This is a genomic window from Bacillus sp. 9.4 (assembly GCF_055486415.1).
Window position 1 is genome coordinate 242,051 of the sequence record NZ_JBVFMU010000003.1, and the last position, 15,511, is coordinate 257,561.

Consider the following 15,511-nt stretch of genomic DNA (forward strand, 5'->3'; position numbering starts at 1 on the left):
CGCGCATGCGGAGCTCATGGCCAATCAGACAATATATTTCTCAGCCTCAAAAATGCCTGCCGCCGCCTCGCGTTTTTTCTGAATCACGTTTTTAGGCGTTACGCGTGTCAGCTTGCGCAGAGCGGAAAGCATCATGCGGAGTGAATCTCCTTCTTCCATTGCGATAAGGGATTCCTTTGCATGCGCTTCAATTTCGTTAAAGGCCTCTTGAACGAAAATTTCTGTGTACAGCACCTTTTGCGCTGCTTTTTCAGCGCCTTCTGCGGCAATGGCCTTTTCCGTTCTGAGCACGGCTGATTCCATTGCGTATACATTGCTGACGATATCCGCTACGTTCACGAGAATTTCTTGCTCACGATCGATCGCTTTTCCGTATTTTTGCGCGGCTAGGCCGGCAGCAAACAACGCAATTTTTTTGGCTTGCTTGACGATATATTTCTCCTGCTCTAAGACGCCGCTTCCAGGCTCTTCAGGCATAAGCATCATGAGTTCTTCCTGCAGCGACTGCGCTTTTTCGAATAAAGGCAGCTCGCCTTTAAGCGCTTTTTTCAGGAAGGTGCTCGGCACGATTAACCGGTTGATTTCGTTTGTGCCTTCAAAAATCCGATTGATCCTTGAATCCCTATAGGCCCTTTCTACTTCGTACTCCTGCATAAAGCCGTAGCCTCCATGAATCTGCACGCCTTCATCAACGATATAATCAAGCGTTTCAGAGCCGAATACCTTATTCAGAGAGCATTCGATGGCATATTCCGCAATCGATTTGGCAATTTGCCGGCCGTCCTTGAGATCTTCGGCCGTGAACTGGCTCATATTGTCTTCAAACAGCCCGACGGTTCTGTATACAGAGCTTTCCATCGCATACAGCCTTGAGGCCATTGTCCCGATTTTTTCCTGTGTCAATGAAAAACCAGCAATCGGCGTTTTAAATTGGCGGCGCTGATTTGCGTATGCCGAAGACAGCTCAATGACGCGTTTAGATGCGCCGATTGTGCCAACCGCCAGTTTGTAACGGCCGATGTTTAAAATATTAAAGGCGATGACATGCCCTTTGCCGATTTCTCCGAGCAGGTTTTCCTTTGGCACTTCAGCTTGATCCAGAATGAGGGTTCTTGTCGATGATCCCTTGATTCCCATTTTCTTTTCTTCCGGTCCCGTGGAGACACCCGGGAACTCTTTTTCTACAATAAAGGCTGAAAACTTGTCGCCGTCTACCTTAGCGTAAACCACAAATACATCGGCAAAAGCAGAGTTGGTAATCCACTGTTTTTCCCCTGTTAATACATAATGCGTTCCTGCTTCATTCAGCACAGCTGTTGTTTTTGCTCCAAGTGCATCAGATCCAGAGCCAGGCTCAGTCAGAGCATAAGCGGCGATCTTTTCGCCTGAAGCGAGTCCCGGCAAATATTTTTTCTTTTGTTCTTCTGATCCGAAAAAGACGATCGGCAAGGAACCGATACCGACATGCGCCCCATAAGAAAGAGAAAAGCTTCCCGCACGCGAAAATTTCTCAGTGATGAGTGCCGAGCTGATTTTATCAAGGCCGAGCCCTCCGTATTCTTCCGGCACATCGGCGCCAAGCAGCCCTAGTTCGCCCGCTTTCTTCAACAGTCTGACAGAATGCTCGAATTGATGGTTTTCGATATCATCTATATGAGGAAGAACATCTTGCTCGATGTAATCCTCTGTTGTTTTCGCAATCATTTTATGCTCGTCAGTGAAATCCTCCGGTGTATACATTTGATCGTATGTGACATCCTCGATTAAAAATCCGCCGCCTTTTTGTACTTCAGCCGCTTTTTTTGCCATTTGTTTTTCCCCCTTTAGCATAATTCAAATACACCGGCCGCTCCCATCCCGCCGCCGATACACATGGTCACGACTCCAAATTGCTCGTTTCTCCGTTTCATTTCATGGATGAGTGAGAGTGTAAGCTTTGTGCCTGTACAGCCAAGCGGGTGTCCAAGCGCGATTGCGCCCCCGTTGACATTCACTTTTTCTTCATCAATTCCCAATTCCCTGATAACTTGAATGGCCTGTGAGGCAAAAGCTTCATTCAGTTCAAACAAGCCGATGTCCTGCAGCTGAAGTCCGGCAAGCTTCAAAGCGCGCGGAATCGCTTCCACTGGTCCGATTCCCATCACTTCCGGCGGCACGCCGCCTACCGCAAAGGAGCGGAATTTCACAAGCGGCGCCAGGCCAAGAGCATCGGCTTTTTCCCGGTCCATCAGCATGACAGCCGCCGCTCCGTCACTCGTTTGCGAGGAATTGCCCGCAGTCACCGTCCCGTCAACGGAAAAGGCCGGGCGCAATGTCGATAAGATGTCTGCAGTCGTTTGCGGGCGAACACCTTCATCCTGAGAAAATACAAATTGTTTTTCCTGAGGCTTATGGTTTTCTCCAATTTCTGTCACCGTCACTTCTACGGGTACAATTTCATCTTTAAATTTTCCTTCTGCAAGGGCTTTAGCGGCGTTTTGGTGGCTGCGAACGGCAAACGCGTCTTGATCCTCACGGGAGACGCCGTATTTTTTCGCGACTTGCTCGGCTGTGTGCCCCATGCTCATATAATATTCCGGTGCCTTTTCTGCCAAAGCAAGGTTCGGACGGGTAACATGCCCCATCATCGGAACTTGCGACATGGATTCCGCTCCGCCGGCGATCGCTGTATCGTAGGCGCCCAGCATAATTTTTTCTGCTGCATATGCAATAGACTGAAGGCCTGAAGAGCAATAGCGGTTAACTGTAATCGCCGGAACCGTGTACGGCAGGCCCGCGAGCGCACCGATATTTCTCGCCATATTAAGCCCCTGCTCCGCTTCAGGTGTTGCACAGCCAATAATCAAATCGTCAATATTGCCTTCGTAACCGCCTGCCCGTTTCAGTGTCTCTTTTACACAAATCGCTCCCAAATCATCCGGACGAACGGTGGCCAACGATCCTTTTTTTGCTTTTCCAACCGGTGTTCTTGCACCTGACACAATGACTGCCTCTTTCATAAGCTCCCTCCTAATTCCGTAAAGGTTTACCTTTCACAAGCATATGCTGCATTCTCGCTTGAGATTTTGCCTCTCCTGCCAAACTCAAAAACGCTTCTCTTTCGATCTCCAATAAATACTCTTCATCAACCTCAGTACCGAACGGCACTTTTCCGCCCGCAATGACATAAGCGAGTTTTTTCGCAATCTTGAAATCATGCTCAGATATATAGCCGGACAGTTTCATCTGCTCAGCGCCAAGCAATAGTGCTGCATAACCGGTTTCTCCCGGCACCTTGACCTTTTCTTTTACAGGCGGCCGCCAGCCGGTATCGTATAAAGATGCAGCCAGCTGCTTCGCATCGTACAGCAGGTGGTCTTGATTCACGCTGATGTGATCCGTTTCTTTTAAAATGTTCATCTCACGAGCCTCTTGGGCGGAAGCGGACACTTTCGCCATCGCGATTGTTTCAAATGTTTTCATTGCCGCATTCATCGGATCATGGCCGCGGCGAAGATGGTTGATGTACAGCTCTTTGTTACCTCCTCCGCCAGGGATGAGGCCGACACCGGATTCCACAAGTCCCATATAGGCTTCGCTTGCCGCTTGAATGCGCGCCGCCGGCAGGCATGCTTCCGTTCCTCCGCCGAGCGTCATGCCAAATGGCGCGGCGACGACCGGTTTCGCACTGTATTTGATCTTCATCATCGTCTCCTGAAAACGGCGGATCACAAAATCAACTTCCAAAAAGTTGTCGTCTTGGACTTCCATTAAGATCATGGCGAGATTCGCGCCGACGCAGAAATTTTTCCCTTGGTTGCCGATGACAAGGCCCTTGTAATTCCGCTCTGTTTCCTCTAATCCTTTGTTGATCATTTGAATGATATCGAGGCCGATCGCATTGCTTTTCGAATGAAATTCAAGAAGGGCGACATCATCTCCAAGGTCAATCAGGCTTGCTCCGCTGTTTTTCGCAATCACGCCTTTTGTTTCTTTAAGTGCTTGTAAATGAATCCGTTTTTTGTTTTCTTTCACGGCTCTATATTCGCCGCGGTCATAATAAAATACCGTTCCGTTCTCTTTGATGTAGAAGGTTTCATTTCCTTTATCCAGCATCTCTTTTATCCAGCCAGGCATATCTGCTCCAAGCTGCTCGAGCTTTTCCGCTGACTGCTTGAGGCCGATGGCGTCCCACATCTCAAAAGGTCCCAGTTCCCAGCCGAATCCCCACTTCATGGCTTGGTCAATCGCATGAATATCATCGGCAATCTCGCCAAGCAGCTCGGCTGAGTAAAGCAGGGTTTGAGAAGTGATATTCCACAGCAAACGGCCGGCCCTGTCATCCGAATAAATAAGCGCTTTCATTTTGGCTTTTGTCCCTTTTGCCTGTTTTGCCGCTTCAAGTGCCGGTGATTTCATTTTTGTCCGCTCGCCGTAAGTAAGCGTCACTGGGTCAAGCTCATAAATCGTTTTTCCTTCTTTTTTATAAAAGCCTTGACCGGCCTTGCTTCCGATCCACCCTTTTTCCAGCATATCGTTCATGAAGCTTGGAAGGCGAAACACTTCTTTTTCATCGCCATCAGCTTTGTCATACACATTTCGGGCAACGTGGGCGAATGTATCGAGGCCGACCACATCAAGCGTTCTAAAGGTGGCGCTTTTCGGCCTGCCGATCAGCGGTCCTGTGATCGAATCAACCTCCCCGACCTGATAACCGCCTTTCAGCATTTCTTGGACTGTCACGAGAAGCCCGTAAGTCCCGATTCGGTTTGCGATAAAGTTCGGTGTGTCCTTTGCTGTAACAACGCCTTTCCCGAGGACATTTTCTCCGAAAGCTGTCATAAACTTTAAAATATCAGGATCCGTTTCCTTAATCGGAATGATCTCCAGCAGCTTTAAATAGCGTGCGGGATTAAAAAAATGCGTTCCGAGAAAATGGGCTTTAAAATCATCCGACCGGCCTTCAGCCATTTCCTGCACTGATATGCCGGATGTGTTGCTTGAGACGATGCTTCCAGTCTTTCGATGTTCATCCACAAGAGCGAAAATTTTCTTTTTGACTTCAAGGTTTTCGACAACGACCTCAATAATCCAATCTGCTTCTTTCAGTTTTTCTGCATCATCCTCCAGATTGCCAGGTGTAATATAGGAGGTATTTTTCGCTGATGTGAGGGGAGCGGGCTTTTGTTTCAGCAGTTTTTTCATCGCCTGCCGGCTCAGCCTGCTGCGCACCTCCGGACTGTCCTTCGTCAGCCCCCTTTTTTCCTCTTCCTTTGTCAAATCGTTCGGCACAATATCTAGCAGCAGGACAGGAATTCCGATGTTAGCCAAATGCGCCGCAATCCCGGAACCCATTACCCCCGATCCTAAAACGGCTGCCTTCCGAATGTGTTTGTGCATGAGATATCCCCCTTGAACATTGAATGAATAGTCATTCATTTTTTGACCAAAAAAAATGAAACCCGTTTCTTCTTTCATCTTAAAAGATTTCCGGTTCGACTTCAATAGCTAATTTGTTATTTTTTTGTATGAAGCCTATAAAAGTCGGGCAACTTAAGCCCGGAGGTGAAGGGAATGGTACGAGAGAAAAAAAATCCGTCTTCAGCGGCAGTCAGCGCGGCGAGCGTAAAGGGAGATGCCGGTCCGACTCAGCATTACGGCGGCGGAAAACGGACAAGTCAAAATCAGCAGTATAAAAAACATAACATGGAACAATCATAATGCAGCTGCTTCCCGCGGCTGCTTTCACTTTTTCAAAATTCCTTTTAACACAAACGCTGCATTGGCAGGCCGTTCGGCAATTCTTCTCATAAAGTAGCTGAACCAGTCCGTTCCATATGGGACATACACACGCATTCTGTAGCCTTCCTTGGCGAGTTCCTTCTGACGCTCCTGCCTGATGCCGTATAGCATTTGAAACTCAAATTGCGACGCGGGGATTTGATGTTCGGCGACGAGCTGTTTCGTAAATGCAATGATGTCATCGTCATGTGTGGCGACAGCCGTGTAGTTCCCGCTTAACAACTGCAGCTTTATTAAGCTCTGAAAATGAAGGTCCGTTCCTCTTTTGTCGGGAAACGCTACGGCCGCAGATTCTTTATAAGCGCCTTTTACAAGTCTGAGATTCGGCTTTAAGTCCCGCATCTTTCTGATATCTTCTGCCGCCCGGTACAGATACGCCTGAATGACCGTGCCGAGCTTCTCAAATTCCTGTTTGCATTGCCTGTAAATAGAAAGTGTCTGTTCATAATGGGAATAGTCTTCCATATCAATGGTAACAGCAACATCATATTGCTTCGCAACGGAAAGAATGGCGCGCAAATGAGTAAGAGCAAGTTCTTCTGAAAGATCGAGCCCGATTGAGGTCAGCTTAAGTGAAAGCTCTGAGTCCAATTGATGTTCGGCAATGGCTTGAATGGCTTTCTTGCATTCCTCTGCGACTTGGTTTGCTTCTTTTTCCGAAGCTGCATACTCGCCTAAATAATCAATTGTTGCACACAAACCGGATCTGTTTAGCCTTTTGACGGTCTTAACCGCCGATTCAATCGTATCCCCTGCGACAAACCTTCGTGCTCCAAGCCGCGTTCCGTATGCTTTTGCGAACTTGGTAAGTGTTTTATTTTGAGATAAGAATAAAAACACATGTCTCAACATCCGACTCCCTCCCGCCGTCATCTTCAAAACCCTGTATATAACTCCCAGTCTGAAGGAAACTATAAAATGAACAGAAACCAAAGGAGGATCACAATGGATAATCAGCAGCAATCTCAAATGCCGCCTTCCGTTATTTCGACAAAGGATCATTTGTATCTCAATGACATGCTGAACTGGAATTTGCTCGCGATGAAAAAAGCGCATTTCATGGCGCAGCAGTGCCAGGATCAAACGTTAAAGCAAGAACTCGACCGCGTCGGACACATGCATCATGATCACTATCAAAGAATATTAAAGCACCTGCAGCCAGGCCAGCAGCAGTCCGGCTACATCCAATAAGGAGGCGCCAGAATGAATCAGCAAAATCAAAAAATCAGCAACCCGCAGACACCTGTACCGACAACATCGGAAATGAATGACAGAGATTTCGTCAACGAATTGCTGACAACCGAAAAATACATGACAACAGCTTATTGCACTGCTTTGCACGAATTCAGCCACGAGTCTCTTTATCAGGATATTCAATCCATTTTTGATGAGTCACAAAAAGCGCAAAGAAAACTATATGATCTCATGTTCCAATATGGATGGTATTCTGTTGAAGCGGAGGATGCACAAAAGCTGCAGCAGTCCTATCAAAAATTCCAGCAGACCATTCAGCAGCAGTCTCCTTATCAGCAATAACAACATTAGTAAAAAGGATACGATGTTCTTTCGGGCATCTATCCTTTTTTTGTGTAAAATCAGTTGACTTTTCATTTACGCTTATTTATATTTAATAAGCATTAACTATTTTGTCATTAAAATATATATACAGTGTATGTAACAGAGGGGAAATGAATATGAAGAGTGCGGATCAGTTAATGTCCGATATTCAATTATCGCTTCAGGCGCTCTTTCAAAAGATACAGCCTGAAATGCTGGAAAGCATGGAGAAACAAGGTGTCACCCCAGCGCAGCTGTTTGTGCTGGCCAGCCTAAAGAAACACGGCAGCCTCAAAATTTCTGAAATTGCCGAGCGTATGGAGGTGAAGCCAAGCGCGGTGACGCTGATGGCAGATCGCCTTGAACAAAAAAATCTTATCGCCAGAACACACAACACAAAAGACAGGCGAGTGATTGATCTCAGTCTTACTGACGAAGGAGACAGAAAGTTCGAGGAGGTTTTGGCAGGCAGAAAGGCCATTATGGCGCGCTACCTTTCCTTTTTGACGGAGGAGGAAATGCTGCAGGCGGCGCATATTACTGCAAAGCTCGCACAAGCAGCAGAAACGGATGAAAAGCAAAACATGAAAAGAGGAAACGGATGAAAATGAGTAAAGAAGGCAAACAATCAAAACGAACGTTATTAATAACAGGCTTAATTATTGCCATGTTTTTTTCAGCCCTTGACGGTACTATTGTCGGAACGGCCATGCCGAAAATTGTCGGTGATCTGGGCGGTTTGAGCATGATGACCTGGCTGACAACGGCATATTTGTTAACATCAACAACCATTGTTCCAATTGCCGGTAAACTGGCTGATTTATTGGGACGCCGCATTGTCTATGTATCAGGTTTAATTATTTTCATGGCAGCTTCTGCTTTGTGCGGAATGGCCAACAACATGACGGAATTGATTATCTTCCGTGGACTGCAGGGAATCGGCGGAGGCATCATGATGCCGATGGCGATGATTGTCATCGGTGACTTGTTCACAGGAAAACAGCGTGCTAAATTCCAAGGTGTCTTTGGCGCAATTTACGGGCTGGCTTCAGTGATTGGGCCGCAAATCGGCGGCTGGATTGTAGACTCGTTAAACTGGAAATGGGTTTTCTATATTAACCTGCCAGTCGGAATTATTGCGGTTATTTTTATTGCCAGGGGATTACAGGGACGCCAGCAGACTGGGCCGATCAACTTCGATATCGCTGGTATTTTCACAATGATTGTGGGTGTGGTCAGCCTCCTGCTCGCCTTAAGCTTTGGCGGAAAAGATTATGCATGGGATTCATGGCAGATTCTTGGGTTGTTCGCTCTCGCACTGATCGGCATTGTCAGCTTTATCATCGTAGAATCAAAAGCAAAAGAGCCAATCCTGCCAATGTATTTATTTAAAAACAGAACATTTACATTTCTAAACTTGATCGGCTTCTTTATGAGTATCGGTATGTTTGGCGCCATTACGTTTGTTCCTTTCTTTATGCAAGGAATTGTCGGTGTAAGTGCGTCTGAATCGGGTACAATTATGACACCGATGATGATTTCTATGATTATCACAAGTATCATCGGCGGACAGCTTGTTTATAAAATCGGGATTAAACCGCAAATCATTACAGGCATGCTGGTTATGGCCGGCGGATTCCTGCTGTTAACGACATTGGATCTCGACACGAGCAAGCTTGTCGCTACATCTTTTATGGCGATTATTGGTCTGGGAATGGGTCTTGTTATGCCGATTCTGACATTGGCTTTACAGGAAAGCTTTTCGAAGGAGGAGCTTGGAGTTGTCACTTCATCCAGCCAATTCTTCCGTTCTATCGGCGGAACATTCGGCATTACCATGCTGGGAGCCGTAATGAATGCGAGATCAGGAAATCTATTAACAGATAAATTGGTTCCATATTTAGACTCTCTTCCGGCACAGGCAAGCTCGTTTGCCGCCCAGCTAAAGGGTATGATTGATACAAATCCGCAAGGGCTGCTGCAATCACTGTTCAGTCCGGACGCGGTCAAACAAATCCCTGCGGCTTTCTCATCCCATATTGTGCCGATTTTAAAAACATCGTTGATGGATTCGCTCCACAGCGTGTTTTATACGGGCCTGATCTTTATCGCAGTCGGAGCCGTATTCACCTTGTTCTTAAAACCTATCAAGCTATCAAATAAGAAAGCGGAAGACCAACAAGAAAAAGAGAAGGCGGCAAAAGCCGTTGAATCACCTTCCCATTAATAGAGCACCCCGCGGGTATCAATCCGCGGGGTTTTTTATTCAATCATCTGGGCTCTTCCATTTCCGAAAGACCAATCCTCAGCCTGATTTCCGGCCAGCATGATAAACACATCTTCTTTTCTTACACCAAGCTCGGAATGAATCCGGCTCGCGATTGAGCGGTAAAGTGCTTTTTTCTGTTCAGTTGTTCTTGACTGTTTCAGTGTAAAATGAATGTATATCAGTTCATCAGTACGCTCGACTTGGAGATAAAATGGATCATAAAAAAATTCGCTTTTTTCATATTGTCTGATGACTTGAAAATAGTCATCTTCCGGCACATTGATTTCTTCAATCATCGATTGGTGGACAGTCCTGCTCAGTTTTTGAAGCCACGCTTCGCTTCTTCCCGACCGTAAATGAATCTGTACAAATGGCATCTCCCTGCACCCCTTTCTTTACAGCGTCTGTCCGCTGTCAATTGTGATAATTTGGCCTGTGAGTGATTCCTGTTCAATTAGTGAACAAATCAATTTGGCAACATCATCTGGTTCAGCAATACACTGCAGCGGCAAAGAGCCGATCATGCTTTTCATTTTTTCTTCCCGGCCGGCCCACCATCTCGTTGCCACAGCTCCTGGTGCTACACCGCTCACTCTGATTTCAGGTGCTAAGGCGTGGGCCAATGATTTCGTTAAACCGTGCACCGCCGATTTTGATACTGCATAAGGCATAGATGAGCCGGCACCAGTTACCCCTGCGATGCTGCCGACGTTTACGATCGCCCCGGCCTTGCTTTTCTTCATGAACGGAGTCACTGCCCGCGCGCAGAAAAACATCCCTTTCACATTGACGGCATACAGCTCATCCCATATGTCTTCTGTCGCAGCCTCAAGATTATCCATTGGAATATGCCGTGTAATGCTGGCATTGTTGACTAAAATATCAACCGTTCCGTGTGTGTTCACGATTGCTTGAATCATATCCTGCACGTCGCTGTTTTTGGATACATCTGCTTGGATGGCGAAGGCTTGCCCGCCAGCTTTTCGAATCTTTTCCACTGTTTCCTCCGCTTCTGATTGCGAGCGTGAATAATTCACCGCCACAATCGCCCCGCGCTTTGCCAATTCCATACTGGCTGCTTTTCCGATTCCTGTGCCGCCCCCCGTTACGAGAGCTATTTTGTTCAAGACATTCATTGCCGCCACTCCTTGCTGTTGACTAAAGTATATTTCTGATTCCATTGTAATCCAGCTTTGATGTTACGTATAATGATTGTTAAAGATACTAGATATCACTTAGATTGATAGCAAACGAACGGAGGAGTTCAAAATGGAAAGCGGAGATTTACGTGTGTTTCAAATGGTAGCTCGTGAAGGAACCATTACGAAAGCAGCCCTGCAGCTTGGCTATGTACAATCGAATGTCACGGCCAGAATTCAGCAATTGGAAGCTGAGCTGGGTACCACACTGTTTTTGCGCCATAATCGGGGCATGACACTTTCTGCAAGCGGAAAATTGCTGCTGGACTACGCAAATAAAATTATCGGCCTGCTTGATGAAGCGTCTAAAGCGCTCTCATCCTCCGCAGAACCAAGCGGGCCGCTTATGATCGGCTCCACTCAGACAACCGCCGCGGTAAGGCTTCCAAAGCTCCTGGCATCTTATTATGAAGAACATCCAAACGTCCAGCTATCTTTAACAACAGGACATACGCAATTTCTCCTTGATAAAGTTCTTCGTTATGAATTGGATGGCGCGTTTATCGGATGCGAATGCCATCATCCTGAGCTCGAATCCTATCCTGCGTTTGAGGAAGAACCAGTAGTTGTTTCGGCTGCCTCCGTGCCCGATGTTGAGGAAGCCATCACAAAGCCGATTCTCGTTTACAGCACAGGCTGTTCGTATCGAGAAACACTTGAAAAATGGCTGCGCTCCGTCGGTGTCACACAGCCAGTCATTATGGAATTTGGGACGCTTGAAGCAATTATCGGCGGGGTTACAGCAGGTCTTGGCATCTCGTTGCTGCCAAGAACGGTTGTGCAGAAACATGAAGCAGAAGGATCAATTCGATTGTACCCGCTGCCTGAAGCGCTCAGCCAGATGAAAACAGAGTTTATTGTTCGAAAAGATTCGTTTATCAGCAGCGCGCTGAGAACCTTTATGGATTCCTTTACGCCAGATAAAACGGCTGAATCACAAAAAAGCAGTCTGCTATAATGTACAGACTGCTTTTTGGCTATTGTTTGTTTCGATGCGCTTCATTTAATTCCTTAATATGCTGAATGATCTCTTTAATGCCCTGCTTTGCGTCGGGGTATGTCGCATTCCAATGCTTAGCGAGCGGAGGCATGCTCTTGGCTATATGCGTGTACAAAATCCATTGCTTCACTTCTTCTTTTAGCTCATCGTTTGTTTCACCAAGCAGAAGCTCAGTATACTTCTCCAGCAATCCATCCAGCTGCTCCTGAAGTTTTTGTTCCATTTTCCATCTTCCTTTCGAAAAAACAGCAAGGAGCTTTCTCAATTGAAAGCTCCTTCGCTGCGTTATTTATCCATGCGATGTGAAAGCCGCTTCCTGGACAATGCATCTGCCCCTGCCATGAGGAATGCAAAGAGGCGTTCCGAAGAGCGGGTCCTGTGTAACCTGACAGTTCATAGAAAACACATTTTGCACAAGATCACAAGTGATGACCTCTTCCGGACGGCCTTCTGCATAAATCCGTTTATCTTTTATGGCCACAAGATGATGTGCATAGCGGCACGCCAAGTTTAAGTCATGGAGAACCATAACAATCGTCCGCTCTTCCTTTTCATTCAGCTCAAACAGCAAATCAAGAATTTCAATTTGATGCGTCATGTCTAAATACGTCGTCGGCTCGTCTAGAAGGATGATATCCGTTTCCTGGGCTAGCGTCATCGCGATCCAAGCCCGCTGGCGCTGTCCTCCTGACAAAGAATCAACGGCGCGGTCAGCCATGTCCTCAAGCTTTGTTGCTTTAAGCGCTCTCTCAACTGCTTCCTCATCCTCTTTTGACCACTGCTTCAGCCAGTTTTGGTAAGGATATCTTCCTTGCTTCACCAGCTGATGCACCGTCAGCCCATCTGGAGCCGAAGGACCTTGGGGCAGGATTGCGAGCTCTTTTGCGACTTCCTTCGTCGGAAGCTTGGCAATGGCTTTTCCTTCCAGCAGCACTGAACCGCCTCTCGGCTTCATCAGGCGCGCTAATGAACGTAAAAGTGTCGATTTTCCGCAGCCATTGCTGCCAATAAATACGGTAATTTCACCTTTGGGAATTGTTAAATTCAACTCATCAATAATAACGGCATCCCCGTATCCTAAGCTCAGCGTTTCTGTAGAAATTGCACTCATACCCATAACCGCTCCTTTTTGCTGGCTTTTTAGCAGCACTATGTATTGCACGTTTTCTATATACATGCTTTTAAGTCAATTGTCATCAATGCAAGTGATTCCGATATTCAGCCATTTGATATGGTCATATATCCCTCATTGTAGCAGAAAACACTGACTTTGAAAATCATTTTCAATTAGTTTTATGGACATAATTGACGTTTATGGGTTTTTTATCACAAGATTACTTCTTGATTTCTCTGATGGAGCCGTCCTTCAGCTTCAATTTTAAATCGATATGATCATAATGACTGTCCAGATTAAATGCTGCCAGCACACTGTGTATCACTTCTGTTTCAGCCATTTGGTCTGTCACGGAAAGCTCGCTCAGAATCATTTTCATCTCATCCAATGCTTCTTCTCCTTCCTGATTGACACCGGAGAGCTTATCCTGTATTTCCGCTTTTTCCTGAGTCCCGTTCTTTGTATAGATTCCTTCATAACGGTTATGCTCACCATCCCCATAGCTCACACGAAGCGAAAAATTGCTGTAAGGAACGGACTTCAGCTGGGTGACGGCTGTATTTTCTCCTTCTGCCTGCTGCTGGTCTTCATTGAGACGGCAGCCTGCAATCAGAACCACTGCGAGACATACAGCCCCGGCTGCTCTGATCAAATGCATATGTTTCCCCCCTGTAGGATTCCATTTATTTTAGGTATATCCAGAGAATGAAATCCTCATTCAGAGAAGAATTGAAAAAGCCGGGGCATTTAACGCCACGGCTTTTTCTTTAAGATTCGGTCATTTGTAAAAAGGTTTCGGCGTCACGCACAGCCAGCTTGATGGCATTCTCCCAGAAATCGCGCTTCGTGATGTCAGCGCCCAAATGCTTCATCGCCAAATCCTCCACTGTCATAGAAGCCGTATCTCGCAATAGCGCCATATACTTCTCTTCGAATGCGTTTTTTTCTTCAAGCGCCAGCGCGTAAATGCCAAGAGAAAACAGGTAGCCGAATGTATAAGGGAAATTGTAAAACGGCACCCTCGTGATGTGAAAGTGAAGTTTTGATGCCCAAAAAAGCGGATGATATTCTTCTAACGCATTGCAGTATGCCTCTCTTTGCGCCTCTTCCATCAGCTCATTCAAGCGGCTGGCCGGTACCACTCCCCGCTTTCGTTCCTCGTAGAATCTCGTTTCGAATAGAAATCTTGCGTGAATGTTCATGAAGAACGCAACGCTTCTTTGCACTTTATCCTCCAGAAGAACAAGCTTTTCTTCCCTCGTCTCGGCCTGCTGGACAGTCGCGTCCGCGACTATCATCTCTGCAAACGTTGAAGCTGTTTCCGCAACATTCATGGCGTAGGAGCGGTTTAACGGCCTGACGTCGAGCATTGCTTCCTGATGGAACGCGTGCCCGAGTTCATGCGCAAGAGTAGAGACATTTGAGGCGCTGCCCGAAAATGTCATGAAAATCCGGGATTCCCCGCTGTCAGGAAAGCTCGTGCAAAAGCCGCCGACTCTTTTTCCACTCCTGTCTTCCGCCTCAATCCAGCCGTCCCGAAACGCTTTTTCAGTGAATGAGGACAGCTTTTTGCCAAACGTTGAAAACTGGCTGGTAATGATATTTGCGGCTTCATCATACGAATAGACCTTTCCGTCAGAACCGATCGGTGCCTCGACATCGTACCAGCTGAGTTTTTCAAGGCCGAGCATGGATGCTTTCCGGTTCAAAAACTGAACGAACGGCTTCTTGTTTTCAGTGATGACCTGCCACATCGTATCAAGTGTTTCTTTTTTCATCCTGTTAATTTGCAGCGGTTCCTTCAGGACATTCTCCCAGCAGCGCGCTTTATAGGTTTCAAGCCGGAATCCCGCCAAATGATTCAGCGTGCTGCTGAAAATATCCTGCTTGCTCTCCCAAGCTTGGCGGAAACGTTCATATACTGTTTTTCTGACAGCACGGTCTTGATGGTCCATCATATTCTCTGCCTGACCGACAGACAATTGCTTGTTTTCACCGTTTTCCTCATACGGGATCGTCATTTTCCCGACAACCATATTGTAGAAGTCACTCCAAGCGTGATATCCGTCCACCGCAAGGTTCCCGATCAGTTTTTCTTTACCGGGGCTAAGCTTTTCGGCAACCCTCTGTCTTCTTTCATTTAATATGTAAGATACATCGCGCAATCCCGGTTTTGTTAATAATTCATTCCACACGTCTTGATCAATGTCCACAAGTTTATGATCTAATGTAACGAGCGACGATTGAAAATCTGCGGAAAGCCGGTTCATGAGTGCCTGATGCTCTATAGCCTTTTGATCATTGATATTCTGGGCCTGGAGGCAAGCAACAAAAGCGCCGGCCTGCTGAAGCTTGACGGATGTCTGTTCGAATAAATCAAGCAACGCGGTCAGCCCTTCAGCCTCTTCAGGCGATTCAGGCACCTGAAACGCATCAGTCCTGTCTTGAAATGCACGCAGACTTTGTGACAGCTTCTCAATATATCCTTTGAATTCTTCTGATTGGCTCCCGCCCTTAAAAAATGAATCAAGATCCCATCTTTGGCCTACCCCTTGCAGCGCCATATCACAAAACCCCTTTCCCTCTTTTGT

16 protein-coding genes are annotated in these 15,511 nt (G+C 46.7%); 6 read left to right on the forward strand and 10 right to left on the reverse strand.

Annotated features, from left to right (window positions below):
• Window positions 1-24: 24 nt before the first annotated feature.
• Genes fadE through ACZ07B_RS13315 form a run of 3 tightly spaced genes read right to left on the reverse strand, consistent with a single transcriptional unit; the run spans window position 25 to window position 5,379 of the window.
• Complete coding sequence (gene fadE / locus ACZ07B_RS13305; protein ID WP_464877305.1) at window positions 25-1,809, reverse strand: acyl-CoA dehydrogenase FadE; 1,785 nt, start codon at window positions 1,807-1,809, stop codon at window positions 25-27.
• Between the two features lie 14 nt (window positions 1,810-1,823).
• Complete coding sequence (locus ACZ07B_RS13310) at window positions 1,824-2,999, reverse strand: acetyl-CoA C-acetyltransferase (protein WP_029318441.1); 1,176 nt, start codon at window positions 2,997-2,999, stop codon at window positions 1,824-1,826.
• A 10-nt stretch (window positions 3,000-3,009) separates the two neighbouring features.
• Entirely contained in the window at window positions 3,010-5,379 is a 2,370-nt protein-coding gene (locus ACZ07B_RS13315; protein WP_064671661.1) for a 3-hydroxyacyl-CoA dehydrogenase/enoyl-CoA hydratase family protein, read from the reverse strand.
• 174 nt (window positions 5,380-5,553) lie between these two features.
• On the opposite strand from ACZ07B_RS13315, the gene ACZ07B_RS13320 reads away from it, so the two are divergent.
• Window positions 5,554-5,700, forward strand: a complete 147-nt coding sequence (locus ACZ07B_RS13320) for a YuzL family protein (protein ID WP_003240817.1) — start codon at window positions 5,554-5,556, stop codon at window positions 5,698-5,700.
• 24 nt (window positions 5,701-5,724) lie between these two features.
• Here the strand turns inward: ACZ07B_RS13320 and ACZ07B_RS13325 are convergent, their stop codons facing one another.
• Entirely contained in the window at window positions 5,725-6,633 is a 909-nt protein-coding gene (locus ACZ07B_RS13325; RefSeq protein ID WP_041333072.1) for a proline dehydrogenase family protein, read from the reverse strand.
• Window positions 6,634-6,726: 93 nt separating this feature from the next.
• On the opposite strand from ACZ07B_RS13325, the gene ACZ07B_RS13330 reads away from it, so the two are divergent.
• The 4 genes from ACZ07B_RS13330 (at window position 6,727) to mdtP (ending at window position 9,565) form a co-directional block, all read left to right on the forward strand.
• The gene (locus tag ACZ07B_RS13330; RefSeq protein ID WP_003228567.1) at window positions 6,727-6,972 is read left to right on the forward strand and encodes a hypothetical protein; all 246 of its coding nucleotides are present in this window, start codon (window positions 6,727-6,729) and stop codon (window positions 6,970-6,972) included.
• 12 nt (window positions 6,973-6,984) lie between these two features.
• Complete coding sequence (locus ACZ07B_RS13335; protein ID WP_003222766.1) at window positions 6,985-7,317, forward strand: spore coat protein; 333 nt, start codon at window positions 6,985-6,987, stop codon at window positions 7,315-7,317.
• Between the two features lie 158 nt (window positions 7,318-7,475).
• On the forward strand, window positions 7,476-7,943 hold the full coding sequence (mdtR, locus tag ACZ07B_RS13340; RefSeq protein WP_014480800.1) for a MarR family transcriptional regulator MdtR: 468 nt from the start codon (window positions 7,476-7,478) through the stop codon (window positions 7,941-7,943).
• Entirely contained in the window at window positions 7,940-9,565 is a 1,626-nt protein-coding gene (gene mdtP / locus ACZ07B_RS13345; RefSeq protein WP_003228559.1) for a multidrug efflux MFS transporter MdtP, read from the forward strand. Before mdtR ends, mdtP begins: the two co-directional genes overlap by 4 nt.
• 35 nt (window positions 9,566-9,600) lie before the next feature.
• Here mdtP and ACZ07B_RS13350 read toward each other — a convergent pair whose 3' ends face one another.
• Both ACZ07B_RS13350 and ACZ07B_RS13355 read right to left on the reverse strand, forming a co-directional pair.
• Window positions 9,601-9,984 (reverse strand): tautomerase family protein, encoded by a 384-nt coding sequence (locus tag ACZ07B_RS13350; RefSeq protein WP_015251261.1) that lies wholly within the window; start codon window positions 9,982-9,984, stop codon window positions 9,601-9,603.
• Window positions 9,985-10,002: 18 nt separating this feature from the next.
• Window positions 10,003-10,743 carry an SDR family NAD(P)-dependent oxidoreductase gene (locus ACZ07B_RS13355; RefSeq protein ID WP_464877306.1) on the reverse strand — a complete coding sequence of 247 codons (741 nt, stop codon included), beginning with the start codon at window positions 10,741-10,743 and terminating at the stop codon, window positions 10,003-10,005.
• Window positions 10,744-10,876: 133 nt separating this feature from the next.
• Here ACZ07B_RS13355 and ACZ07B_RS13360 point away from each other — a divergent pair, with 133 nt between their 5' ends.
• On the forward strand, window positions 10,877-11,764 hold the full coding sequence (locus ACZ07B_RS13360) for a LysR family transcriptional regulator (RefSeq protein ID WP_015714676.1): 888 nt from the start codon (window positions 10,877-10,879) through the stop codon (window positions 11,762-11,764).
• 19 nt (window positions 11,765-11,783) lie between these two features.
• Here the strand turns inward: ACZ07B_RS13360 and ACZ07B_RS13365 are convergent, their stop codons facing one another.
• From ACZ07B_RS13365 to ACZ07B_RS13380, 4 genes are all read right to left on the reverse strand, one after another.
• Window positions 11,784-12,071 carry a YusU family protein gene (locus ACZ07B_RS13365; RefSeq protein WP_003228549.1) on the reverse strand — a complete coding sequence of 96 codons (288 nt, stop codon included), beginning with the start codon at window positions 12,069-12,071 and terminating at the stop codon, window positions 11,784-11,786.
• A 24-nt stretch (window positions 12,072-12,095) separates the two neighbouring features.
• Complete coding sequence (locus ACZ07B_RS13370) at window positions 12,096-12,923, reverse strand: ABC transporter ATP-binding protein (RefSeq protein ID WP_464877307.1); 828 nt, start codon at window positions 12,921-12,923, stop codon at window positions 12,096-12,098.
• A gap of 217 nt (window positions 12,924-13,140) precedes the next feature.
• Window positions 13,141-13,578: a YusW family protein gene (locus tag ACZ07B_RS13375; RefSeq protein ID WP_014665325.1), complete on the reverse strand. Its 438-nt coding sequence runs from the start codon at window positions 13,576-13,578 to the stop codon at window positions 13,141-13,143.
• 109 nt (window positions 13,579-13,687) lie between these two features.
• The gene (locus tag ACZ07B_RS13380) at window positions 13,688-15,484 is read right to left on the reverse strand and encodes a M3 family oligoendopeptidase (RefSeq protein ID WP_464877308.1); all 1,797 of its coding nucleotides are present in this window, start codon (window positions 15,482-15,484) and stop codon (window positions 13,688-13,690) included.
• Window positions 15,485-15,511 lie beyond the last annotated feature (27 nt).